The sequence below is a fragment of the Salisediminibacterium halotolerans genome, assembly GCF_003814815.1.
GTDB lineage: Bacteria > Bacillota > Bacilli > Bacillales > Salisediminibacteriaceae > Salisediminibacterium > Salisediminibacterium halotolerans.
This window is the reverse complement of record NZ_RKQQ01000004.1, coordinates 1-22448: the sequence shown is the minus strand read 5'-3', so window position 1 is coordinate 22448 and position 22448 is coordinate 1. Positions and strand designations below refer to the sequence as shown.

20 protein-coding genes and 1 rRNA gene are annotated in these 22448 nt (G+C 47.2%); 1 reads left to right on the top strand and 20 read right to left on the bottom strand.

Annotated features, from left to right (window positions below; translation table 11 throughout):
- Positions 1-11: 11 nt before the first annotated feature.
- The 11 genes from EDD67_RS08290 to moaC all read right to left on the bottom strand — a co-directional run bounded on the left by EDD67_RS08290 (position 12) and on the right by moaC (position 13363).
- Positions 12-602, bottom strand: a complete 591-nt coding sequence (locus EDD67_RS08290; RefSeq protein WP_121440259.1) for a molecular chaperone TorD family protein — start codon at positions 600-602, stop codon at positions 12-14.
- Entirely contained in the window at positions 599-3718 is a 3120-nt protein-coding gene (locus EDD67_RS08285) for a molybdopterin-dependent oxidoreductase (protein WP_121440258.1), read from the bottom strand. The genes EDD67_RS08290 and EDD67_RS08285 overlap by 4 nt, the downstream gene beginning before the upstream one ends.
- Positions 3711-4991, bottom strand: a complete 1281-nt coding sequence (gene nrfD / locus EDD67_RS08280) for an NrfD/PsrC family molybdoenzyme membrane anchor subunit (RefSeq protein ID WP_121440257.1) — start codon at positions 4989-4991, stop codon at positions 3711-3713. The genes EDD67_RS08285 and nrfD overlap by 8 nt, the downstream gene beginning before the upstream one ends.
- A gap of 11 nt (positions 4992-5002) precedes the next feature.
- Positions 5003-5860 carry a sulfate reduction electron transfer complex DsrMKJOP subunit DsrO gene (dsrO, locus tag EDD67_RS08275; RefSeq protein WP_121440256.1) on the bottom strand — a complete coding sequence of 286 codons (858 nt, stop codon included), beginning with the start codon at positions 5858-5860 and terminating at the stop codon, positions 5003-5005.
- 20 nt (positions 5861-5880) lie between these two features.
- Positions 5881-6048 carry a twin-arginine translocase TatA/TatE family subunit gene (gene tatA, locus EDD67_RS08270; protein ID WP_093072690.1) on the bottom strand — a complete coding sequence of 56 codons (168 nt, stop codon included), beginning with the start codon at positions 6046-6048 and terminating at the stop codon, positions 5881-5883.
- A 245-nt stretch (positions 6049-6293) separates the two neighbouring features.
- A complete protein-coding gene (locus EDD67_RS08265; RefSeq protein ID WP_121440255.1) occupies positions 6294-7637 on the bottom strand; it encodes a sigma-54-dependent transcriptional regulator in 1344 nt (447 codons plus the stop codon).
- A gap of 31 nt (positions 7638-7668) precedes the next feature.
- Positions 7669-9705 carry an ATP-binding protein gene (locus EDD67_RS08260; protein ID WP_121440254.1) on the bottom strand — a complete coding sequence of 679 codons (2037 nt, stop codon included), beginning with the start codon at positions 9703-9705 and terminating at the stop codon, positions 7669-7671.
- Positions 9702-10691, bottom strand: a complete 990-nt coding sequence (locus EDD67_RS08255; RefSeq protein ID WP_158638236.1) for an ABC transporter substrate binding protein — start codon at positions 10689-10691, stop codon at positions 9702-9704. The genes EDD67_RS08260 and EDD67_RS08255 overlap by 4 nt, the downstream gene beginning before the upstream one ends.
- Before the next feature lie 4 nt (positions 10692-10695).
- Positions 10696-12117: an MDR family MFS transporter gene (locus EDD67_RS08250; protein WP_121440252.1), complete on the bottom strand. Its 1422-nt coding sequence runs from the start codon at positions 12115-12117 to the stop codon at positions 10696-10698.
- A 60-nt stretch (positions 12118-12177) separates the two neighbouring features.
- Positions 12178-12819 carry a redox-sensing transcriptional repressor Rex gene (locus EDD67_RS08245; protein WP_121440251.1) on the bottom strand — a complete coding sequence of 214 codons (642 nt, stop codon included), beginning with the start codon at positions 12817-12819 and terminating at the stop codon, positions 12178-12180.
- Positions 12820-12874: 55 nt separating this feature from the next.
- A complete protein-coding gene (gene moaC, locus EDD67_RS08240) occupies positions 12875-13363 on the bottom strand; it encodes a cyclic pyranopterin monophosphate synthase MoaC (protein ID WP_121440250.1) in 489 nt (162 codons plus the stop codon).
- Between the two features lie 150 nt (positions 13364-13513).
- Here moaC and EDD67_RS08235 point away from each other — a divergent pair, with 150 nt between their 5' ends.
- A complete protein-coding gene (locus EDD67_RS08235) occupies positions 13514-15463 on the top strand; it encodes an ABC transporter ATP-binding protein (RefSeq protein WP_121440249.1) in 1950 nt (649 codons plus the stop codon).
- Positions 15464-15546: 83 nt separating this feature from the next.
- On the opposite strand, the gene EDD67_RS08230 is transcribed toward EDD67_RS08235, so the two are convergent.
- The 9 genes from EDD67_RS08230 to rrf all read right to left on the bottom strand — a co-directional run.
- Positions 15547-16299, bottom strand: coding sequence for an SDR family NAD(P)-dependent oxidoreductase (locus EDD67_RS08230; protein WP_121440248.1), 753 nt, complete (start codon positions 16297-16299; stop codon positions 15547-15549).
- Between the two features lie 547 nt (positions 16300-16846).
- Positions 16847-17068 (bottom strand): hypothetical protein, encoded by a 222-nt coding sequence (locus EDD67_RS08225; RefSeq protein WP_123875823.1) that lies wholly within the window; start codon positions 17066-17068, stop codon positions 16847-16849.
- A gap of 46 nt (positions 17069-17114) precedes the next feature.
- Positions 17115-18140: a tRNA (adenosine(37)-N6)-threonylcarbamoyltransferase complex transferase subunit TsaD gene (gene tsaD, locus EDD67_RS08220; RefSeq protein ID WP_121440246.1), complete on the bottom strand. Its 1026-nt coding sequence runs from the start codon at positions 18138-18140 to the stop codon at positions 17115-17117.
- Between the two features lies 1 nt (position 18141).
- Complete coding sequence (gene rimI / locus EDD67_RS08215; protein WP_121440245.1) at positions 18142-18591, bottom strand: ribosomal protein S18-alanine N-acetyltransferase; 450 nt, start codon at positions 18589-18591, stop codon at positions 18142-18144.
- A gap of 2 nt (positions 18592-18593) precedes the next feature.
- Positions 18594-19319, bottom strand: coding sequence for a tRNA (adenosine(37)-N6)-threonylcarbamoyltransferase complex dimerization subunit type 1 TsaB (tsaB, locus tag EDD67_RS08210; protein ID WP_121440244.1), 726 nt, complete (start codon positions 19317-19319; stop codon positions 18594-18596).
- Positions 19316-19777, bottom strand: coding sequence for a tRNA (adenosine(37)-N6)-threonylcarbamoyltransferase complex ATPase subunit type 1 TsaE (gene tsaE, locus EDD67_RS08205; protein ID WP_121440243.1), 462 nt, complete (start codon positions 19775-19777; stop codon positions 19316-19318). Before tsaE ends, tsaB begins: the two co-directional genes overlap by 4 nt.
- Before the next feature lie 15 nt (positions 19778-19792).
- The gene (thiL, locus tag EDD67_RS08200) at positions 19793-20776 is read right to left on the bottom strand and encodes a thiamine-phosphate kinase (protein WP_121440242.1); all 984 of its coding nucleotides are present in this window, start codon (positions 20774-20776) and stop codon (positions 19793-19795) included.
- An 80-nt stretch (positions 20777-20856) separates the two neighbouring features.
- Positions 20857-21999 (bottom strand): trans-sulfuration enzyme family protein, encoded by a 1143-nt coding sequence (locus EDD67_RS08195; protein ID WP_121440241.1) that lies wholly within the window; start codon positions 21997-21999, stop codon positions 20857-20859.
- 354 nt (positions 22000-22353) lie between these two features.
- Positions 22354-22448: ribosomal RNA gene (rrf, locus tag EDD67_RS08190) — 5S ribosomal RNA — on the bottom strand; the annotation flags it as partial.

Genomic DNA, 22448 nt, shown 5'->3' with positions numbered 1-22448 from the left:
ATATATCGCAGTTAGCAATCCAGCTCCCGTTCTCGTTTTTCTTCATCAATGAGTTGATGAAGATAACGGACAACATCTAAATAAAATCCTCTTGTGATCACCTCGCTTACTTGTTTTTCAAATAACCCGAAAGCTTGATGTAAATAGGCAATGACTTTATTTGACGTGCTGGTATTTTCTGCCTCTAAAAAATCTTTATGCAACAGCATCAAAAAATGGCCAAGATGATCGGACCGTTCGTCACGAAGAGCCGTCCACGAATCGATGCCGGCTTCGCGAAACCAAACTGTATGATCTGCTTTGAAAACCGGATGGTCATCGCCTGTTTCTGGATAGACTGTCATATAGGGCGGAACATAGTAACGGCCGGGAATGTAAAACAAATTCTCATATTGAACCGTCAGTTCTTCATCGTCCGTATTAAGAAGCTCCGCAAACAGTTGAACGGACTCATCATCCAGATTGTTTAACATCGACTCATGAGTAAGAAGAAGATGTTTCACCTCGGCTGTTTCGCCGTACATGAGTTTCGCTGCCAGCAAATAAATGCCGCTTTTTTTCAGTCTCGCGTCAGCCGGCGCGGGGACAGTTTGATCGCTCATGCTTTTTTCACCTCGACTTCTGCAAAAAGCTGCGCTGCCGATCCCCCGACCGGATCGAACATCCCGTTATTTTCCAGGCTGTTTTCGACACTTAATAGATCATTAGCAGAAAAACCTGTGTCTCTTCCTTTGGCATAGAGGCCGGATTCTTTTTTAGGCTCCGCAAATTCGTAGCTCGTATGTCCGTATTCTGACGCGGCTCCGCTCCATTTTCCATCGATCTTTACCGGCTCAGAAGCAAAGGCCGTATGCCCGAAATTATAACTGCTTCCAACCACGCCCGGACGAATCCCCTCGGTTAATAAAACATTTCCTTCGACCTCATAATCGCTCCCGGCAATACGAATCGAATCCCCGTTCGTTAAACCTCGTTTTTGCGCATCTTTTGGATTCATCCATAAAGGGTTGTCTTCGCGGATTTCACGCAGCCAAGCATTGGAAATTTCCCGGTGAGTGCCGATATGTTTCGCTTTCCAATTGATCATGATCAGCGGCAAGTTGCGGGAATACTCGCTGTTATCGTATTCTTTAATCTTCTCATAAACCGGAATACCGCTGAAATATTCTCCCGAAAACGAATGCTTGTTTCGCGCGGTTATTTCATCATAAAAATTCGCTTGGCCGCCGTATTGATATTTAATATGTTTTCCGCCGTTAATGTACTCATTCCCGGGGGATTCAAAACGGCCGCCCCGGTTCAGCACATATACGGTTTTAGCCCATTCTTCTTCTTTCACTGCCCCTTTTAGACGATTGATATCGAAATAATCGCCTAACGCTTTTTTGCGCGCATTGGCGAAAATTTTCCGCTCTTGTTCATCCGCATCCGGGACCGGTTCATCGTGGTGCGCGATATTTGCCGCCATTTTCATGTAATATTCTTCATAGGAATCAAGCCGGCTTCCGTCTGTAAAGGCATTTTCACCGACACCGGGAAGATCGAGGCGTTTCGCTAATTCAATAAAAACGTCTTCAACTGCTTTGGCTTCCGGGACAACGCGGGTAACCGGCTGCATGATACTGCTCAATCGATGCAGCTGATTCGGATAGATCGTCTCTTGGCCGTACCTTTCTAAATAGGTCAAATCCGGCAACACATAATCTGACAGCTCCGCACCTTCGCTAATAGAAATGTCCAAACTGACAAGGAGCGGAATTTTCTTTTCATCTTTAAGGATGGGGCGGTATTTATGTCCAGCCGGAAAGGAGAGAATCGGGTTGATTCGATAAATAAACAAAGCCTTCAATCCATAAGGGTAAGAAGCATCTGCACTTGGAATCAACTCGTGCGACGCATTCCCTGTCGTCGGAAACCACGGGCGGACAGCCGGGTAACCTCCGTCTCGGTCAAACAGGGAACTGTCTTCATAGTTGGACTGTTTACGGGTAATCGGTATACCCCAAGGTTCACGTCCGTTTGGAACCGTATCAAGATCATACACACCATTGAACGGTTCATACGTTGCTCCGCTGGAAATACTTCCGCCTTTCCAGTCGTAATTACCGATCAAATGGTTTAACGTGTTCATTGCCCGGACGCTGTAGTACCCATTGGTATGCATCGCATTGCCGCGATAGCCGAACGCTGCAGCTTTTTTTCCGTGCGAAGTGAATTCGTTTGCCACTTCGGCGATCCGGTCTTCATCAATCCCGGTTATCTCAGCATATTCCGCCATCGAATACTTCATGACTTCTTCTTTATAAAGAGTGAACGCTGATTTTACCGTGATTCCTTTCACATCTGTATCCACGTCTAAATCTGCTTTCATCGCTGCCGACGCCGCTTTCAATTCCCCGTTTTCGAGCACCACGTAATCATCTTCGTTATCTATTCCTGCTTCAGACGTTCGTAATTTTTGTTTCGTATCACCGTCCATTTTAACGAGATGCCCGGCATCACTCCACGTCGGCTCGTCGTCTTCAGCGGCGGCTTCTTGGTTGGGATTGCGTAAATACGTTTCATCATAGCGTTTGTTTTCCACGATCCAGCGTCCTAAAGCAAGGGCAAGAGCGCCGTCAGAACCCGGTATGACCGGAAGCCAATGATGAGCCTTCTCAGCGGATTTTGACATGCGGGAATCGACAACAGCCATTTTCATTCCCCGCTCGATCGCATTTGTGATTTGCGGTGCCATCCATGTCGGTCCTTTATTTGCGACAAGCGGGTTTGTGCCAAAAGCAATCATGTATTCAATATGATCAATATCAGTGTACGTCCGCCGCTTTGGCTCTTCAAAAGAGCGGACATTGCCAATCACACTGCTGACCCCGCAAACTCCGCCGTGATCGTCAAAATTATTGCTGCCGAGTCCTTGTGTCCACACCCGCGTATTCGTAAAATGACGGCGGTCTCCGCCAAGGCAGGCAATCTGATTTACTTTCGGTCCTAAATCCGGATGTTTTGTATCGATCAGGACGTCTTTATAAGTTTCGTGAAAATCTTCTTCCGTCATCTCGCCCGATTTCACTTTGTCCCAATCCTGCATAACCGGTTCTTTCTCGACATATTGTGCAAGTTCACGAAGGCCTGGTGTTCCAAGATCCGGACTTCCTTCAATAATTTCTTCGTAAGCCTGTTCCCAGCTGATTGTTTTCCACTTGCCGCTCCCTCGTTTGCCTACCCGTTTCATCGGTTTTTTTAACCGGTAGGCATCGTAGGCTGTTTGAATACCTGCCTGGCCTTTCAAACACGTTCGTCCGCCCCGCAAACCTCGCCCGGCAACTGCGACACTGCCGCCGCCAAGCGCCGCTTCGGCAGCGGCTTTATGATAATCAATATGTCCTGTCGGCTTCATCGTCAGCGGACTGTAAGGATTTCCGGCAATTTTGCGCACGATCGACGTGCATCCGCCCTCAACTTTTCCCTCTTTAACGTAAGCTTTTATCGTGCAGTGAGTATTGCATTGCTCGCACGTGGTATAAATAACATTTTCCGCTGTGTAGTCTTCCGTTTCTGTACCGATTCCGTGTTCATCGTCGGCCCATACATTCCCGCTCGTTATTTGCCGGACCGGACTTCCAAAAAACGGCGAAGCGACGGCAATTGCGCTTAGTATTCCCGCTCCTTTAACAAACGACCGCCGGTTAACTTTCTTATCGAATACCGTTTTACTCATAACTGCTCACCTCTTCATTTGTAGTTTCTAATGGAAGTAGTTTTACCCCGATCGAATAGAGAAGCAATCCCATCGAAACCACCCCTAATGCACTGAACCACTCCACCCAGTTCGGAGCATACTCTGCATGCGGAAGCGGACTCATCGATTGAACAACTTGTGTCGGTACAACGATGTTAAAGCGCACACCGATGATTCCGATGACAACTAAGACAGATGCTGCTGTCAGCCACTTGACAGAATCCCGCGTACGGCGGTTGAACACCAAAAAGATCGGTACGACCGCTCCGAGGAAGATCTGTATCCCCCAGAAAGACCAAGACATACTGCTCGTGAACATCACTGATAAAATTTCGATTTTCTCCGGCTTCATCGATAAGCCGGCAACTAAAAATTCATAAAATTCAAGCCCTAAATCAATAACTAAAAAAAAGATCATCAGCATTGTTAAACCTTTAATCAGCTGTAAATCAACACTTTTATTTGCTGCTTTCCGCTGTACTGCATACATGGCGATCAATAGAGCGGTGCCTGAAACAAGAGCAGAGACGACAAAAATGACCGGGAAAAGCGGCGAGTTCCAATACGGCTGGGCTGCAACGGCCGCAAATAAAGTTCCGGTCCCGCCGTGCACTCCGATGATCGCGATCGGTATTCCGATCATACCGAGAATTTTCATCCAACGATGATCCTTTTTTTCACTCCTTTCCGACAGATCCTCACTTCCGAGCCGCAAAATATCAGCCAGTTTCCCTTTCAATCCGCCCGTGGTTTTCGCCATCCGAATCAGGTCCGTTCTCATCGCAAACCAAAGCTCAACGGATAAGAGAACCATATATATCAAATAAAAACGCACTTCCCACGACAAGACGCTGAGAACATTCCAATAAGTCATCGCATTGAATGCACGGTCCATTCTTCCTAAATCCAGCAATATGAAGGTCAAAGCGACAACCATACATATTAAAGCTGTGAACAGCGCGTACCTTCCAACTTTCTCATATTGTTCCATACCAAAAACAAAAATTAATGTTGATAACAAAAACGCCCCTGCACTAAGTCCGACAAAGAAAATATACAAGGCCACCCAAGCTCCCCAAGGTACAAATGAACTCAAATTGGTTACGCTGAGTCCTTCAATAACTCGGTAGCCAATGGCAGCACCGCCAATTATCATGCTGATGATCAGTGCACTGATCCACCGTTTATACCTTCTCGCAACAATCGCTTCAGTTGTCATTTTTGACTGTTGTTTTCCTGAATACACTTCCATTCTGATTCCTCCTAGCGTAAATAATAGACGCGTGGTTGCGTACCGGCGCTTTCTTTTAACCGAAAGGCCCGGTCACTTGCAGCAAGCTGAGATACGGTGCTGTCAGGATCGTTTAAATCGCCGAAATATCTGGCATCGCCAATACACGTTTCGACACAAGCCGGTTCTTCTCCGCGCTCCAACCTGTGAAAACAAAAGTTGCACTTTCGGACAGTTCCGACCGGAGCTTTGCCGTCTTCCCGCTTTCCGCGGTCCATCCCGTGTTCCGGCGCTTGGACTTGTTCGTACCCCGTCATCTCATCGTAGGACTCGCCGAAATCAAACGTTCTCGCGCCATAAGGACACGCGACCATACAATAACGGCAGCCGATGCACCGATCAGCGTCCTGAATAACAATGCCGTTGTCTGCTTTATACGTTGCCCGTACAGGACAAACCGAAGCACAAGGCGGTTTGTCACAATGCATGCACGGACGGGCAATATTCGTTCGGGATGTATTCGGAAACGTTCCTTCTTCTTTTACAAAAACCTGATTATAAGACACCCCGGGAGGCGTCCGATTTTCCGCTTTGCAAGACACGGTGCACGTTTCACAGCCAACACACTTGCGTAAATCAATCACCATCCCCCATCTCACTCCGGAGTGGTCTGTCTCATTCGCTTGTACAGCCAACGTTTGTTGAAACTCCTTTTCGACTGACTCCTGATATTTCGCAACAAACGCCTCTTCACTGATATGTCCATCAGCCAGTTTTCGTGCGTCTTCTGCCATATTTAATCCCAGCGCTGTATCGTATTTCGATGATTTTAATATTTCCTCGCCGTTCCAGCGGGATTGATCAATAATAAGATCATGCGTCTTCCCCATTGTTTTCCCCTCCTGAATGTTTAAGATTGTTCGTCTTCATCACCGGTCAGTTCTTTTGTGGACCTCTTAAATTCTTTTAAAGTTTCACCGACAGCTTGGCCTATTTGCGGAAGTTTCCCCGGACCAAAAACGATTAATGCAATGATTAAAATGATGATTAACCCGGGAACACCGATATTCGATATCATTTTACGCCCTCCTTTTAAACTTTTTTCCTTACCTTAAATAGATGCAACATTTATGCCAAAATAAAAAAACTTCCCTTCTAAAAAAGAAGAGAAGCCTTGGGTATACGCTGAAAAAGGGCTGCCGCGGAAAATTTTTTATTTTTCGTTTCTTCACTGCTTCAAAAACAGCTCTGTTTGCAGGCTGCAATTCATGCCATTTTGTCATAGCTGCGATGACAAAATGGCACACCTTTTTCTGCGAATCCTTAAGATTCCAGCCCGTGATGATCAATTTTTCGATAAATATTGCGAACGCTGATCCCGAGGATTTCCGCTGCTTCTGATTTATTCCAGCCGGTTTCATCAAGTACGTTTTTAATATGGAAAGCTTCAATTTCTTCGAGCGTTTGCTTTTGCTCCGCTCCATCTTTCGCTGTTCCTTCTTTGCCTTGTAAGCCGGGAAGCATCAAATCTTCTGTCTCGATCGTTTTAGCAGATGCCAGTAAAACACCGCGTTCTAGAAAATGAAATAATTCGCGGATATTTCCCGGGAAATCATAACTTTGCAGTGCTCTCGCAGCATCTTGCGAAAGGGAGAGATCCGGACGCTTTTTGACAGTGCGCAGATAATGCTCGCACAGTTCCGGGATGTCTTCTTTTCGTTCTCTCAGCGGCGGCACCTCAATCGTCAGCACTTGCAGACGATAGTAGAGATCTTCGCGAAACTCTCCCTTGGCTACCTGATCAGCCATATCCCGGTTTGTTGCAGCCACAACACGGACGTTGACTGATCGTTCTTGCACTTCACCGACGCGCCGATATTGTCCGGTTTCCAAAAAACGCAGCCATTTTGCCTGGGTTTCAAGCGGCATCTCGCCGATTTCGTCCAAAAAAAGTGTTCCGGCGTCTGCCGCTTCAACAAGTCCTTTTTTCTCTTTTTGCGCGCCGGTAAAGGCCCCTTTAGCATGTCCGAACAATTCACTTTCGAGCAGCTGTTCAGGAATCGCACCTGCATTGACAGCGATAAAAGGTTCATCCGCCCTGTCACTCCAATAATGGAGCGCTTTGGCTACCAGTTCTTTTCCTGTTCCGCTTTCCCCTTCGATCATAATCGAGGCTCTCGCATCAGCAACTTTTGCCGTTAACGTTTTGACTGCCTGGATCTTTGAACTCGAGCCGATCATATCAAAATTGTTTTCCCGCGAATGCATCCAAGCTTTCATCGTTTCATTGCGGTCGATTAAACGCTTTTTTTCCAGCGCTTTTTCTATCGTCATTTCCAATTCAGACAAGTTATACGGTTTTGTTATATAGTCGTAAGCGCCTTTTTTCATCGCATCGATCGCCGATTCAATCGTTCCATGCCCTGTTAACATAATAACTTCCATTGCCGGAAGCAAGCCGTTTTTCACTTCTTCAAGAAGCGTTAAGCCATCCTTCTCTTCCATGCGAATATCAAATATCCCTAAATCAAAAGATTTTTCTGCAAGCAACGCCAATGCCTTTTCTGCGCTTTCCGCTGCTTCAGCTTGATAATTTTTTCGCTTCAAACGGCTGACAAGCAGATCGCGCAAATCCTCTTCATCATCCACGACAAGAATCGATGTCATTTTTTAAACCCTCCCAAAGCATCTTCTCTTCCTATGCAGGAAGATTAACAAAAAAGGTTGTTCCTTTCCCCTCTTCAGATTCGACAGTCAGCGTTCCGCTCATTTGCTGCACAATACCATAACACACCGACAAGCCCAACCCGGTTCCTTTTCCTGTCGGTTTGGATGTATAAAACGGATCAAATAATTTCGGGATTTGCTCGGCTGATATCCCGCTCCCGTTATCTTGCACCGTAATGGTTACCCCGTCATGGCCTTTTGTGAGCGCAAGCGTTAACAGCGGGTTTTTTTGCTCTTCCATTGCATCCAGCGCATTTTGAATCAGATTCACAAAAACTTGACTTAATTTTAGCGGATCGCCATAAATATGCGGAAGATTATCAACGCAATGTTTCTCAACCGACGTGCCTTGTTTTTTCAAAGCATAATTCATTAAGGACAGGCTCTCATCCAATACTTGCTCAACAGATAATTCGCGCATGTCCCATTGAGATTTCCGCGAAAAATTCAATAAATTCGTCGTGATCTCTTTACAGCGGTCAATATTTTTCCGGATGACATTCATATAGTGCTGAGCTTCCCCGTTTGCAATCAATTCCGTCCCTTCCTCGCTCAGCCGGTCGGATAAGTCTTCGGAATACACTTGCACGGAAGCGAGCGGATTGTTTACTTCATGGGCGAACGACGATGCCATTAAACCGAGCGCTGACAGCTTATCCGTTTGAATCAGCTTTTCTTCCATTTCTTTCTCTTCTGTTATATCTTCCATCACGATTAATGCTTCTTCGTTTTCTTCCAATGTATGTTCAAGCGGATAAACACGGTGCCGGTAAATACGCTGTCTGCCGTTTTCGTCTGTTTTGAAAAGCTGCTCATCCATTTTGTCAAACGGCGTTTCCGGACTGAGAGGGCAAGAATAGCATGGTGAAGAACGATCATTAAAAAGTTGAAAACACGGAACGTCAGCTTGTCTTCCCAGCCAATTTTCCAATGTCGGATTCATCCATGCGATGGAGAAATCTTTGCGGATCACAGCTAACCCTGCATCCATGCTGTTAACAACAATATTGAGCCGTTCTTTCTCCTGCTGCAGCCATTGTTCTTTTTCTTGTATTGTTTCGCTCATTGTATTAAATGCATAGGTTAATTCACCGAATTCATCTTGGCGCCCAACAGCCATACGCTCCGGCCATTCGCCGGCTTTCACAGCATTGATCCGCCGCTGCAAATACTCGATCGGTTTCACAAACGACAAGCCGGCAAAGACACTGATTATGCTGCCGGTAAAAATTAGCACGGCCGCAGCCAAGCCCCCTTGCTGCATCATCGAATACAGCGGCGCCAGCATTTCATTTTCCGGCTGTTCGATACTAAGTGTCCAATCCAGCGGTTCGACGTCCGTCTTAAAAATAAGCGGGTTATCATAATCGGTCGTGTCTTTTTCCTGCCATAATTGCGAATAATCTTGATGTGCAATCACTTGACCGCCTTGATTCTCTAAATACATTGAAGCCTGGTCTGATATTCTGTAAGAGGCGACTTGCCCGATTAATTTTTGCAGCTGCAAAGAAGCGCCAGCTTTTCTATTTGTTTCTGAATCGGTTACAGTGATTTGCATATAGGGTTGACCAAAGTCATCAAAGCGCACTTCGGAAAAGGAGCTGTTCCCTTCTTCCTGCCACTGCTCGTCTTCAGCCCAGCGGGAACTGTCAGCTTCTTCGTTCAATGTATAGCGGGCATAACGTTCTTCGATCTGTCCATCTTCACTCAGCCAAACGATTTCAGTGAAAGCTTGATGATTTTTCAGGATGTCATAAAATACGCCGGCTTCGCCTGAGGTCCTCTCAAGCGAGACGAGCAATTCCAGTTCTCTTTGCGCTGCTTCAATATCCCGGTAAATGTCGTTACTGAGATTCTCGAGCTCAAGGTTTTGCTGTTCGACGGACGACTGCTCAATATATTGTGCCATGTCGGTAAAATAATAAATCGAGATAAGAGATAGCGGTACAAATGTCATCAGCAAACCGAACATCAATACTTTCATGCGGATCGATTGCCAGCGTTTCATTCTTCTTCTCCTTCCGATTGAACGGATTCGGCAAATCGGGCGATATCAGAGTTCATTTTCCCTCTCCAGTTATCAAAAGCTTGATCATTTTTATAGAATGTTACGACATCAGGCAGCTCTGCAGGAATATCTTCCGGCTCATTTCCTTGCAGGATAAGACTCAAAGGGCGGGCAGCCTGCAATCCCTGTTCATAAAATGACGTACCATAAGCTGCCAAAAAACCGGCTTCTACTTCAAACTCATGAATTCCCATTAAGGGGACTTCCTGTTCATTACTGAACTGTACCCATTCTTCTGTTTTACTTTCTATGATATAGCTCGGGAGCGTCATCACCCCTGTATTGGTATCAACAATATCTGCCAAGGCTTCATAATCCGTCTCCATTCCGACATCAAAACCGGTCACTTCAATCCCCAGCTGCTCTGCTGCCGCTTCTGCCTCCGCCAGCGAGCGCCTGCTGATATCAATATTTTCATTATATAAAAGAATGATCCGCTCCATGGAAGGTATTAAATCAGCAAACAGTTCTACGCGTTTCGCAGACAACGTCCTTTGATGATTGCTGATCCCGGTGAAGAGCCCTTGTGGTTCTTCGAATGTTTCAATCATTCCCGTCTGAACTGGAGCTGCCATACCTGCAAATACGACCGGCAATTCAACCGAACGGTTGTGCAACATTTCCGCCAGCTCTTGCGATTCGACCCCGCCAAGCGAAAGTATCACATCCGGTTCAGCATCGGCCGCTTGTTCAGCTGCCGCGGCTAACGTTGTCTCGGGCTCCGGTTGAAAAACGTTTAACCGATACTCTTGTTCGGTATATCCGAGATCATGTAAACCGTCAACCACGCCGTCAATTTTTTTCAAGCGATCTTCTTCACTGGCTAACACACTGATTTCATAAACAGGGTCATCTTCAGCCGAAGTCCATATAAACGCACTGATTGCGGCCGTCAATAAGACAGCCATTGCTATAAGCATTTTCATATCGTTATTCACCCTTTTCATCTGCGTCAGAACTTTTCTGATATTCCCTGCCGAGCAGCAATCCTGCCGGTATACTTAAAAGCGAAATAACCGCAAGAACGATAAACCCTTCATTAATGGCGGCAAGACTCGCTTCTTCGACCAGCAAGCTTTCTCCGTTCATCAGCTGCGCGCGCCGGACTTCAAAATAAACGGACACAAACACGATCCCGAGCGCAGAACTCATCTGCCGCATCACGTTATTCATTGCTGAGCCTCGGGACACAAAAGCTTCCGGGATCGAATTCATCCCTGCAGTCGTTGCCGGCATATTACTGAGGCCCATCCCGACACCCCGAATCGCATTAAGCAAGAAAATCAGCCAAAGCGACGTTGTCATGTCCAAAAAACCCATCAGACCTGTACCGAGCGTCAAAAGGGTGAGGCCTGTCGTCACCACGACTGTCGGACCTTGTTTATCGAGAAGCCGGCCGCCGACAGTCATAAATACCCCGGTTAATAACGCTGCCGGCAAAAAGACGAGTCCGGTCATAATCGCCCCGTACCCGTAAACATTTTGAATCAGCAGCGGAATTAAAAAGATGCCGCCAAACAGGCTCATCGAACCGATAATCGCCACCCAGACGCTGTATGTATAGGCGCGGATACGGAAAATCGACAAATCCAAAAGCGGCTGTTGTTGTTTCGTTTCAATTCGAATGAACAAGGCGATACTGCCCGCACCGAGGATGACAAGGCCGATATTAACCGGATTCATAAGATGGGCAAGTTCGGAGATCCTTCCAAGCGCCGTCAGCACTGCACCGACACCAGCAGTGACCGTAATAAAGCCGGGCAGATCAAAGCGGATCTCCGGCACCGTCCGTGACTGCGGCAAATAGCGAACGGCAAAGAGAAGACCGGCTGCACCGATCGGAATATTCATCAAAAACAGCCATTGCCATGCGGCAAGTTCAATAATCACGCCCCCGAGCGTCGGACCGATTGTCGGCGCCATCATCGCTGCAATCCCGTAAATACCGGTTGCAAGGCCCCGCTCATTGCGCGGAAAAGCGTCAAAAATCAGCGCCATCGACAGCGGCATGATCAACCCGCCACCCAAGCCCTGCAAACCGCGAAACATAATCAGCGAGGATAAATCCCACGATAGCGATCCGAAAACAGAACCGCTGATAAACAGAGCCATCCCGCTAATATACATTTGTTTTTTGCCGTATTTATCTGCTAAATAGCCGGTGAGCGGCATCGCCATTCCCATCGTAACCATAAATACAGTAATGACCCAGCCGGCCGCGACAGCATCCGCTTGAAAAACCGCCATAAAATGGGGGACAGCCGGATTCAGCATGCTGTTGTTCAGTATAACTGTGAACGCGCCGAGGAGCACGGTAATGACGACAAGCCATTTATCTGGGATCTTTTGCATTTTCTCTCACCTTTGCTTTCATGACTGAACCCGCCCGAAGATCTCGGGCGGGTGCTGTTCTTATTTAAGCGGATAGTGTTTTAAAAAGTAAATTAAAGATTGCAGTTCAACAGACAAATCAATATGATGAACGCGCACATCATCGGGCACTGTCAATCGGGCCGGTGTAAAATTCAAAATCCCTTTAATGCCCCCCTCGACAAGCTGATCCGCGATTCCTTGCGCAGCCTGAGACGGCACGGTAAGTATGACGACCTCGATATCCGCAGGAAGTTTTTCTTTAAACTCATCGAGATGGTAGATCGGCACATCGCTTATTTCTTGATTAACTTTCGAATCATCAACATCAAACGCCATTTCGATCCGGGTACTGTTGTTTTTACTAAAGTTGTAATTTAAAAAAGCAGTCCCAAGATTTCCGACTCCGACGAGCGCAACTTTCGTCAATTCATCTTGATCAAGCGTTTTTCGGAAAAAAGATAATAAATAGTTTACATTATAGCCGTAGCCCTTTTTCCCCAGCGCACCAAAATAAGAAAAATCACGGCGGATCGTCGCTGAATCGACTTTCACTGCTTCGCTCAGCTCCGTCGAGGAAACACGGTGTTTGCCGGATGCTTGCAGTCCTTCTAAAAAGCGATAATAAAGGGGCAGCCGTTTCGCTGTCGCCTGTGGGATTTTTGCCTGATCAATCTCTAACATGTCTGAATCCTCCCATTCTATTCCTTTTTCCTTTCTGTCTGCACCGTTTAAACGTTTATGATTCGCCGCGCGTGTAATCGCCGCTTTTTCCGCCTGTTTTTTCGTCTAAGTAAGTTTCCCCGATGACCATGCCTTTATCGACAGCTTTACACATATCATAGACTGTCAGCATTGCTGCTGAAACAGATGTTAACGCTTCCATTTCTACCCCTGTACTTCCTTTTGTTTTTACTGTTGCCGCTGCGTGCAAACGATAGCCATTCTCTTCTTCCGACCATTCAAATGCGATATCGACTCCACTTAAAGACAGCGGATGACACATCGGAATCCATTGCGACGTATTTTTCGCCGCCATAATTCCGGCAACTTGAGCAACCGCAAGCACGTCTCCTTTTTTCATCGTGCCGGCTTGAATATTCTCAAAAATCGTTTGATTCACTAGCAAGCTCGATTTTGCAACGGCTGTGCGAACGCTTGTCTCCTTATCGGAGATATCAACCATTTTGGCCCGCCCTTGTTCGTTCATATGTGTAAATCCGTCCACTTGCTATTCCCCCTTCAATTCTCTTCCTATTGTACACGATTTGTTCACAATGTACATCATTGAATATGCAAACATTGCCCGCGGATGCCGGTCTAATGTACACTTAGTTTGTGATCAAAACGAAAGCCACACGTAAGAGGATGACCTATCATGATTGTATTGCAATGTTCACAAGTCTCGAAATCGTTCGGGGCAGAAACCGTTTTAAAAAACGCAAAACTCGAAGTCAAATCCAACGAACGCGTCGCACTTGTCGGCCGTAACGGTGCCGGTAAATCGACGCTGTTAAAAATTATCACCGGCGAACTTTCTCATGATGAAGGCACCGTCATGATTCCAAAAGAGGTGTCCATCGGTTATTTAGCGCAGGACAGCGGACTAGCCTCCGAACGCTCGATTTGGGAGGAAATGATGACCGTTTTTGAACCGCTGAAAAAAATCGAGCGTAAACTTCGGTCACTGGAAGAAAAAATGGCGGACCCTGACCGTCCGGATTATGAACAAGTCCTTGCCGATTACGATCAGCTTCAGCAAGATTTTCGTGATCGCGGCGGTTATCAGTACGAAGCTGATATTCGCAGCATTTTATCCGGCTTAAATTTTGAAGACTACGATTATTCAACACCGATCGCATCGTTAAGCGGCGGACAAAAAACGAGGCTCTCGCTCGGAAAGCTCCTTCTTGCCAAACCGGAGCTGTTAATTTTAGACGAACCGACCAACCACCTCGATATCGATACACTCACGTGGCTGGAAAATTATTTGAGCGGATACAGCGGCGCCCTTTTGATCGTCAGTCACGACCGCTACTTTCTCGACCGCGTCGTCGACAATGTTTTTGAGATGACGTTTCAAAAGACGTATCATTATCCCGGCAATTACACAAACTACCTCGAGCAGCGTGCACTGCGGTTTGAGCAGGAAATGCGCGAGTATGAAAAACAGCAGGAAGAAATTAAAAAGCTCGAAGACTTTGTCGCAAAAAATATCGCCCGGGACTCGACGAGCAACAGAGCAAAAAGCCGGCGCAAAAAACTTGAAAAAATTGAGCGGATCGATAAACCGATGACCGAAGATGAATCGGCAAAGTTTCGCTTCGACATCGAACGTCAAACCGGCAACGACGTACTGATGATTGAACAGCTCGCTTTCGGTTACAGCGAACCGCTGTTAAGCAATGTAACATTAAAAATGACCCGCGGCGAAAGCGTCGCTTTGATCGGTCCGAACGGGATCGGCAAATCAACGCTCTTGAAAACGATCGCCGGACAGCTCGATCCGATGGACGGGTCGATCCGTTACGGGAGCAATGTTCATATCGGCTATTATGACCAAGAGCAGACCGCTCTGAATCCGAAGAAAAACGTTCTTCATGAGCTTTGGGATGATTACCCGCAAACGAAGGAAAAAGATATCCGCACCGTGCTCGGAAACTTTCTTTTTTCCGGAGAAGATGTGTTAAAGTCCGTCCATGAATTAAGCGGCGGGGAAAAGGCGCGGCTGTCGCTGGCAAAGCTGATGATGGAAAAACCGAATGTGCTGATTTTAGACGAACCGACCAACCACCTGGACCTCGACAGCAAAGAAGTGCTGGAAAATGCGCTGATCGATTACCCCGGTACGATCTTGTTTGTGTCGCACGATCGTTACTTTGTCAACCGAATGGCAACTCGGATCGCAGAGCTGAGCTCACAAAAATTGACGAATTATTTAGGGGATTACGATTATTACGTCGAGAAAAAAGACGAAGAATATCAGTGGAAGCAACTTGAACAGGCTCCCGAAGACGAACTCGGAAGCGGGTCAGACATCGGCAAAAAGTCAGCATCGGAAGCTGGCGGTGAAGCGAAAGAAACGTATGAAAAGCAAAAGGAACGCCAAAAAGAAAAACGGCAAATCGAACGGAAAGTTGCCGAAATTGAACAAACGATTGAAACGAACGAAAACCGCATCGCAGAAATCGAAGAACTTCTGTGCGATCCGGACATTTATCAAGATTCGAAGCGTTCGTTTGAACTGAACGAAGAGATGGAGCAGCTGAACAATCAAAACGAAACGAAAATGGAAGAATGGGAAACGCTGCAAAACAGCACCCAGTAACGACGAAACGGCTTGGACCTCAGGATAAAAGGTTCAAGCCGTTTTTTTAAGGTAACAAGAAGATTTTTTCTATGAACATCCGTTTATTTTAAGGAATAACCGCCGTCGATAACAAATTCAGTTCCGTTCACGTAAGATGCTTCATCGGACGCGAGAAACCGCACAGCGTTTGCCACTTCATCCGGCGCCGCATAAAAACCGCGCGGATGTTCTTTCGAATGCTTATCAAACGCCTCTTTTCCTCCGTACGCTTTAATGGAAAGGTCCGTTTCGACCGGCCCCGGCGAAATGCAATTGACTCTTATCCCCTGCTTTGCAAAATAAAGCGCTGTGCTCTGCGTCATTGCCCGTATCGCTGCTTTGGTACCGCTGTAAGCCGGAAGCATCGCATTCACTTTGTCATTTCCGAGAATAGCAGCATTATTTATAATCACGCCGCTTTTTTGCTTTTGCATAATATTTAACGCATGCTTCATGTAAAGGTAAACAGCCCGCTGGTTCGTATCAATCAGCGTCTCCCAGTCTTTCTCTTTCAGACGGTGTAAAGGTCCGGATCCAATCGATAAAACACCGGCATTGTTAAACAGTATGTCCAACCGTTCGATCCGCGATTCCAATGTTTGATAAAACGAAGCAATCGCTTCCGAATCTGTGTTGTCGGTCTGAATAAACACAGCCTTCCCGCCCGATGAACGCTCAACTTCCTTGCCTTTTTCCGGATCACGGCCGCTGAAAAATACATCAGCTCCCCGTTCCGAAAATTGTAAAACTGCCGCCCGCCCAATCCCCGATGTTCCTCCATTCACAACTACTGTTTTTCCGCTGAAATTATGCATGAAAAATTACCTCCTTGAGTATATCGTTTACATTTTCTCTTTACCCTTGTTTCATCTTCTGTGAACATCAACTTTCAAAACTGTGGAGCAATTCTGACATATCCACACTGTACACACCTTTATCCACACTTTAAGTTTGATGAACGCCGTAGTTTCAAAAGTTATGCACAAAATCGGCGACTTATCCACAGAACTGCTGTCAACAACTCGACTATTTTAATAGCAGGCTTTTCAGAAGTTATACACATTGTTCACAACTTGTGGATGAAATTTTATAAACAGGAACGTACTTTCGCTTATTCTTTTGTTCCGTGAATATCCGCGTTAAAACACGAAAAAAATCCCTTCGTATAGAAGGGATTCCAAGGTGTAGACAAACTATTATTTTGACGTAAGCCATGAATCCACTGCCCTCCGCTTGCCCCGGGCAAGGACTCAGCTAGTATTCGGCGGTCTTGGACCGCCGAATCCGGATCTTCGTCTCTTGCTTTCCCGGAGGCGTCGGAGGAGTGGATGCATGGCTTCTTTATTTATCAATACACTCGCCTCAAAAAAGAGGCTGACCCAGCATCCCGGCTTTCTCCTGCGGGATAGCGAGACAGACGAGACCCTGCAGGGCATCAGCCCGAAACGGCTCGGCGCTCGCCGACGGACTAGTAAGACACGGCGAAGTCTTATTGAGCCGATGTCGCAGTGATACCTTCAGGTGAAAGAATCCGGACGATGCGTCGTCATCCGTTCCTTTTAACATGACATCTAACGGTGTCATGACTTTGTCAACACTCTGAAATCCCTTCGTACAGAAGGGATTTCAGTTAGTCATTATTACTGAGACTCAGACCGGGACGCCCGTTTAAATCATCGCCGGCAAAATCGCCGCGGTTATACTGAACCATTGCTGCCGCGCCGATCATCGCCGCGTTGTCAGTGCATAAATGCAGCGGCGGAATCGTCAGCTTACGGCCGTCTTTTTCCATCCGCCGGGTTAAAGCGTCGCGCAACCCGCTGTTCGCTGCCACCCCCCCGGCAAGAACAACGCGCGGCACATCGAACGCTTCGGCAGCCGCAGCTGTTTTTTCCACAAGCACTTCGACAGCGCTCGCTTGAAAACTGGCAGCTAAATCCGCCGTCTCGAATTCTGTCCCGCGCTGTTTTGCGTTGTGCAGCGTATTCAACACAGATGACTTGAGCCCGCTGAAGCTGAAATCAAACGAACCTTCCTCCAGCCAAGACCGGGGTAAATCGATCGCCGGTTCGCCGGATGCTGCAAGTTTATCAATCGCCGGACCGCCCGGATAGGGAAGACCGAGTGTGCGGGCAACTTTGTCGTACGCCTCACCGACAGCATCGTCTCTCGTTTCACCGAGCATTTCATACACGCCGTGCTCTTTCATATAAATCAATTCTGTATGCCCGCCGGAGACGACAAGACTGATCAGCGGGAACGTTAATTCATCCACAAGGTGATTCGCATAAATATGCCCGGCAATATGATGCACCCCGATCAGCGGTTTGCCCGTTGCAAGCGACAGACCTTTTGCGGCATGAACACCGATTAAAAGCGCTCCGACAAGCCCCGGCCCTTCTGTAACAGCAAAAGCATCGACATCATCAAGGGTAATATCCGCTTCAGCTAACGCCTCTTCAATAATTAACGTAATCTGTTCCACATGATGACGCGAAGCGACTTCCGGGACAACTCCGCCGAAACGCTTATGACTGTCAATCTGCGAAGCGACAACGTTGCTTAAAACTTCGCGCCCGTTTTTAACAACAGCTGCTGCCGTTTCATCACAGCTTGTTTCAATCGCCAATATCATTGTATCTTCTAATTTTTTCATGCTATAACCTCACCCACATGACCAACGCATCTTCTTGGTTGTCCGTGTAATACTGTTTTCGAATACCGCCGTCTTGAAATCCGTATTTTCGATACAGCGCTTTGGCATTATCATTGGAAACGCGGACTTCAAGCGACATTTTTTGCGCGCCGAGTGTTTTCGCCATGTCCATAACACCGCGGAGAAGATCTTCACCGATCCCGCGGCGGCGCATAGCCGGATGGACAGCAATGTTTGTAATGTGCGCGTCATCCATAATGATCCAAACACCGCAATAGGCGACAACAGAGTCGCCTTCCTCCGCCACTAAATAGTATGCAAACTGATTTTTCGTCACTTCATTGAAAAATGCTTCACGCGTCCACGGTTTTTGAAAACAGCTGGCTTCAACTTCTTGGACTTGATCTAAATCTTCGACCTTCATAAATCGAATGCGGACTGAATGATCCATAATTAATCTCCTTGCGAGGACGAACTGTCTTCTGCTTTTGCCCGGGCAGCACGCCATTTCGCTTCTGCTTCAGCAAGGCGAATGTAATTCGGTGTGAAGCTGTGCAGATCGGCAACCGGTTCGCGGTTCACCGCAAGCTGTGCCAGTTCTCCGGGACGCGGAAGGCCGTCCAGCGGGGCACCAAAAACCGCTTGATCGCCAAGCACTTCTCTGATCCGCTGTTCATGAATCAGCCGATCAGGGCTTAAAAACAACACCGGACCGTCCAAATTCTTCATTTCATGCAATAAATCTTCTAAAAGCTTCATTTGATCGGTTTCCCGGCGTTCGATTTCCCCGTTCATACACTTAAACAATCCCGTGTACAGCTGTGTACGGCGCGCATCGTAAAACGGGACAATCCATCCGTCAAAATAACGCCCGTTTTGTGCTAACAGTTCCATGCTTGATACGGCAACAAGCGGAATTCCGAGCGCCCATGCCATCGTTTTCGCTGTTGTGATTCCGATGCGCACACCGGTATAAGAACCCGGCCCTTCCGTGACCGCAATCCGATCCAGCTGGTTTTCCTGCATGTCTGTTTGCCGCAACAGTTCTCTAATCGCCGGGGCGAGGCGAAGCGAATGGTTTTTCTTTTCATGTGTCGTGATTTCACCAAGAGGCAGACTGTCTTTTACCAGTGCTGTGCCCATCACATAACTCGATGTGTCAATCGCCAGTACATTCATGTCTCTGTTATCTCCTTTAATCGTTCCGTGCAGCGTTTCCCGCGGGCTGTTAACTCAATCTCGCGCGAATCCGGCCCGGTGTATGTTAAAACGAGGTCAAATCGCTCTTCCGGAAGCTGATCAGAGATACGCGAAGCCCATTCAATGACGGTCACTCCGCCGCTCTGAAAATATTCATCCAAACCGAATTCTTCCTCTTCCGACTCAATTCTGTATGCATCCATATGATAAAATGGCAAGCGGCCCGCGTATTCTTTCATGATCGTAAACGTCGGACTGTTAACCGTTTCCTGGACCCCTAAGCAAGCAGCCAGCGCCTTCGTGAACGTCGTTTTTCCGGCGCCCAAATCCCCTTCAAGCGTCAACAGATCATTCGGACCGAGCAATCCGGCGATCATACCGGCAATCCGCTCCGTATCTTCTGTGCTCTCCGAAATAAATAGCCGTGATTCAATCATGTTCTTCACTCCCGGTTAAAAATGCGTATATCCTGATCGGCTGATTTGTTCGATTGTATCATTGCGCCGAAGGAAAACACCTTCCCCGGCCGTAACTTCTCCAACCGCGGTCAGTTCAAACCCGTGCTCCTTTGCCTTTCGCTTAAGTATGAACCAGTCTTGTACAGACACCGTTCCGACGAGCTGAAATTCCTCTCCGCCGTAAAGCACCCAATCTTCCTGTTTACTTAGCGGCGCTTCTTTAAGCTTCTCATCTACAGGCAAGGACTCCCATTCGAGAATAACAGCTGCCCCGCTTGCTTCGGCAATTTCTTTCGCTTCATGGGCAATGCCGTCACTAATATCGTTCAGCGCGATTCTCACGTCCTGACAAGCGAGAAACCGTCCGATCGCGACCTGAGGGACAGGTCTTTGATGCGCCTCCACATACGGATAGACAGCCGGCATTTCATCGGCTCTTTCCCGTCCGTATTCAAGCAAATGATCCAGACCGTATGGCGAACGGCCGAGCGGGCCTGTGACAAAAACGATGTCCCCCGCCTGTGCATTTTGACGCAGCAGTCGGCAATCCTCTTCAACTTCACCGCCGATCGTAACAGAAATGACGAGCGGTCCGTTAATCGAAACGGTATCTCCGCCGATTAAGTCAATCTCATGAATCTCAGCTAACTCAGCCATTCCGCGGTAAATTCCGCGCGTTTCATCTTGACTCCACCCGGTTTTCGGGACAGCGATCGAAACGATATAATAAAGCGGTACCGCTCCCATAGCAGCAATGTCGCTCAAATTTACAGCCAACGCTTTATAACCGATATCTTCCGCTGTCATCGTATCTTTTGTAAAATGAACGCCTTCCACCATTGTGTCCACAGCAAGCACTGTATCGCAGCCGTCATTCGGGCGGACAATTGCTGCATCATCGCCAATCCCGACCTCGACTGTTTTCTGCTTATGGGTTTTAGGCTGTATCGATCGTATCCAATCAAATTCATTATCCATCGTCAGTCACCTTTTGTTATGACATACCTGTTATATTATATCAAATTGCCCGTACACTAAGGGAGGGCATTGCATTCAGCTCATTCAGCAGCGTTTGCTTCTTCCAGTGCCTTTGTAAATACATCTGCAATATCATCTGCATCCTCAATCCCGACGGAGACGCGAATCATTGTATCTGTTACGCCGAGACGGTCGCGCACCTCTTGAGAAAGCGCTCTGTGTGACGTTCCTTTTGGATAAGAAATCGTTGTCTCAACTCCCGCCAGCGTCGGAATGACTTTCACCCACGACAGCGCTTTGGAAAACAGGTTCAGATCGATATGATCATACAAATCAATCGTGACAATTGCACCGTTGCCGCGCGGCGATACGTACTCAGGGTAAAACGTTCTTTTTACAGCAGGGTGAGCGCGCAGTGTTTCAGCAAGCCGAGCCGCATTAGAGCATTGTTTATCCATACGCAGACTGAGTGTTTTCAATCCCCGGGAAGCTATCCATGCATCGAAGGGCCCGAGGTTGCTGCCGAGTGTCGAAATTTTTGCCCTTGCTTTTCGAATGTCTTCCGCGTTGCCTGTTAACACGCCGGCAGTGACATCACTGTGACCGCCGATGTATTTCGTCGCACTGTGCACGACAAGATCAGCACCGTGATCATGGGGCTGGAGCAAATACGGCGTGGCAAATGTATTATCGACCATCAGCTTGGCATCAGCTTCTCTCGCCAACTTCGCGACCGCTTCAAGATCTTCTGTCCGCAAAAGCGGATTGGTAAGCGACTCTGTGTAAAGCAGCGCCGTCTGTTCTGACAATGCCTTTTTTACAGCTTCGTGATCGCTGAAATCAATGAATTCGACCTTTATCCCGAATTCCTGCAGTTCGTTTTCAAACAGCTGATACGTACCGCCGTAAATATCCTCTGTAGCCACTACACGGTCGCCGTGAGAAGCTGCCGTCAGTACACCTGCTAAAATTGCCGATAAACCAGAGGCCGAAGCCGCCCCGGCCTCTGCATTTTCCAACTGAGCAACACCGCGCCCCAGTTCATCGGTATTCGGATGACCCATGCGAGTATATAAATACGATTTATCGCCGGAAAAATACGTCTCCATCTCTTCAAGATCTTGAAAAGCGAACGCTGACGTCTGATAAATCGGCGTAGATTTACTCTTTTCCTCTGCTTGAATTTGCGCAGCAAAGTGAACATTTCGTGTGTTGAATTTCATACAAGTGCACCGATCCTTTCTATACTGTCGATACGTACCATCTTACAATAAATCAAAGTTAACAGCTATGAATGAGACCAAGTTTTTCAGCTTACGTAATACGATTGTAGTAAAAATTCATAAAATATTAATCTTCTCAAAATCTTCTCTTAACATCTGCTTGTTATTATAATAAGTGAACCATCAAGCCATTGTTTTCTTCATCTTATGAAGTGATTCCCCCTTTTTCATTTCATAAAAGTAAAAGACCGGTGCCCAGCGCACCGGTCTTTTTTTGTATTACATACGAATTTGGCTTAGATAAAGCACTAAAGAAAAAAGGCATCCTCATTACGAGAATGCCTTCGTTGAAATGCCCAGCGACGTCCTACTTTCACAGGGGGAGAGCCCCCGACTATCATCGGCGCTGGAGAGCTTAACTTCCGTGTTCGGCATGGGAACGGGTGTGA

Coding starts and splice junctions, on each gene's coding strand:
- EDD67_RS08195 (WP_121440241.1), bottom strand. CDS start 21,999: ATGAAATTCAACACACGAAATGTTCACTTTGCTGCGCAAATTCAAGCA.
- EDD67_RS08235 (WP_121440249.1), top strand. CDS start 13,514: ATGATTGTATTGCAATGTTCACAAGTCTCGAAATCGTTCGGGGCAGAA.
- EDD67_RS08230 (WP_121440248.1), bottom strand. CDS start 16,299: ATGCATAATTTCAGCGGAAAAACAGTAGTTGTGAATGGAGGAACATCG.
- dsrO (WP_121440256.1), bottom strand. CDS start 5,860: ATGGGGAAGACGCATGATCTTATTATTGATCAATCCCGCTGGAACGGC.
- EDD67_RS08250 (WP_121440252.1), bottom strand. CDS start 12,117: ATGCAAAAGATCCCAGATAAATGGCTTGTCGTCATTACCGTGCTCCTC.
- EDD67_RS08290 (WP_121440259.1), bottom strand. CDS start 602: ATGAGCGATCAAACTGTCCCCGCGCCGGCTGACGCGAGACTGAAAAAA.
- EDD67_RS08255 (WP_158638236.1), bottom strand. CDS start 10,691: ATGAAAATGCTTATAGCAATGGCTGTCTTATTGACGGCCGCAATCAGT.
- EDD67_RS08245 (WP_121440251.1), bottom strand. CDS start 12,819: ATGTTAGAGATTGATCAGGCAAAAATCCCACAGGCGACAGCGAAACGG.
- EDD67_RS08285 (WP_121440258.1), bottom strand. CDS start 3,718: ATGAGTAAAACGGTATTCGATAAGAAAGTTAACCGGCGGTCGTTTGTT.
- thiL (WP_121440242.1), bottom strand. CDS start 20,776: ATGGATAATGAATTTGATTGGATACGATCGATACAGCCTAAAACCCAT.
- tsaE (WP_121440243.1), bottom strand. CDS start 19,777: ATGATTGAATCACGGCTATTTATTTCGGAGAGCACAGAAGATACGGAG.
- tatA (WP_093072690.1), bottom strand. CDS start 6,048: ATGATATCGAATATCGGTGTTCCCGGGTTAATCATCATTTTAATCATT.
- EDD67_RS08225 (WP_123875823.1), bottom strand. CDS start 17,068: ATGACACCGTTAGATGTCATGTTAAAAGGAACGGATGACGACGCATCG.
- rimI (WP_121440245.1), bottom strand. CDS start 18,591: ATGGATCATTCAGTCCGCATTCGATTTATGAAGGTCGAAGATTTAGAT.
- nrfD (WP_121440257.1), bottom strand. CDS start 4,991: ATGGAAGTGTATTCAGGAAAACAACAGTCAAAAATGACAACTGAAGCG.
- tsaD (WP_121440246.1), bottom strand. CDS start 18,140: ATGAAAAAATTAGAAGATACAATGATATTGGCGATTGAAACAAGCTGT.
- EDD67_RS08260 (WP_121440254.1), bottom strand. CDS start 9,705: ATGAAACGCTGGCAATCGATCCGCATGAAAGTATTGATGTTCGGTTTG.
- tsaB (WP_121440244.1), bottom strand. CDS start 19,319: ATGAATGTACTGGCGATTGACACATCGAGTTATGTGATGGGCACAGCA.
- EDD67_RS08265 (WP_121440255.1), bottom strand. CDS start 7,637: ATGACATCGATTCTTGTCGTGGATGATGAAGAGGATTTGCGCGATCTG.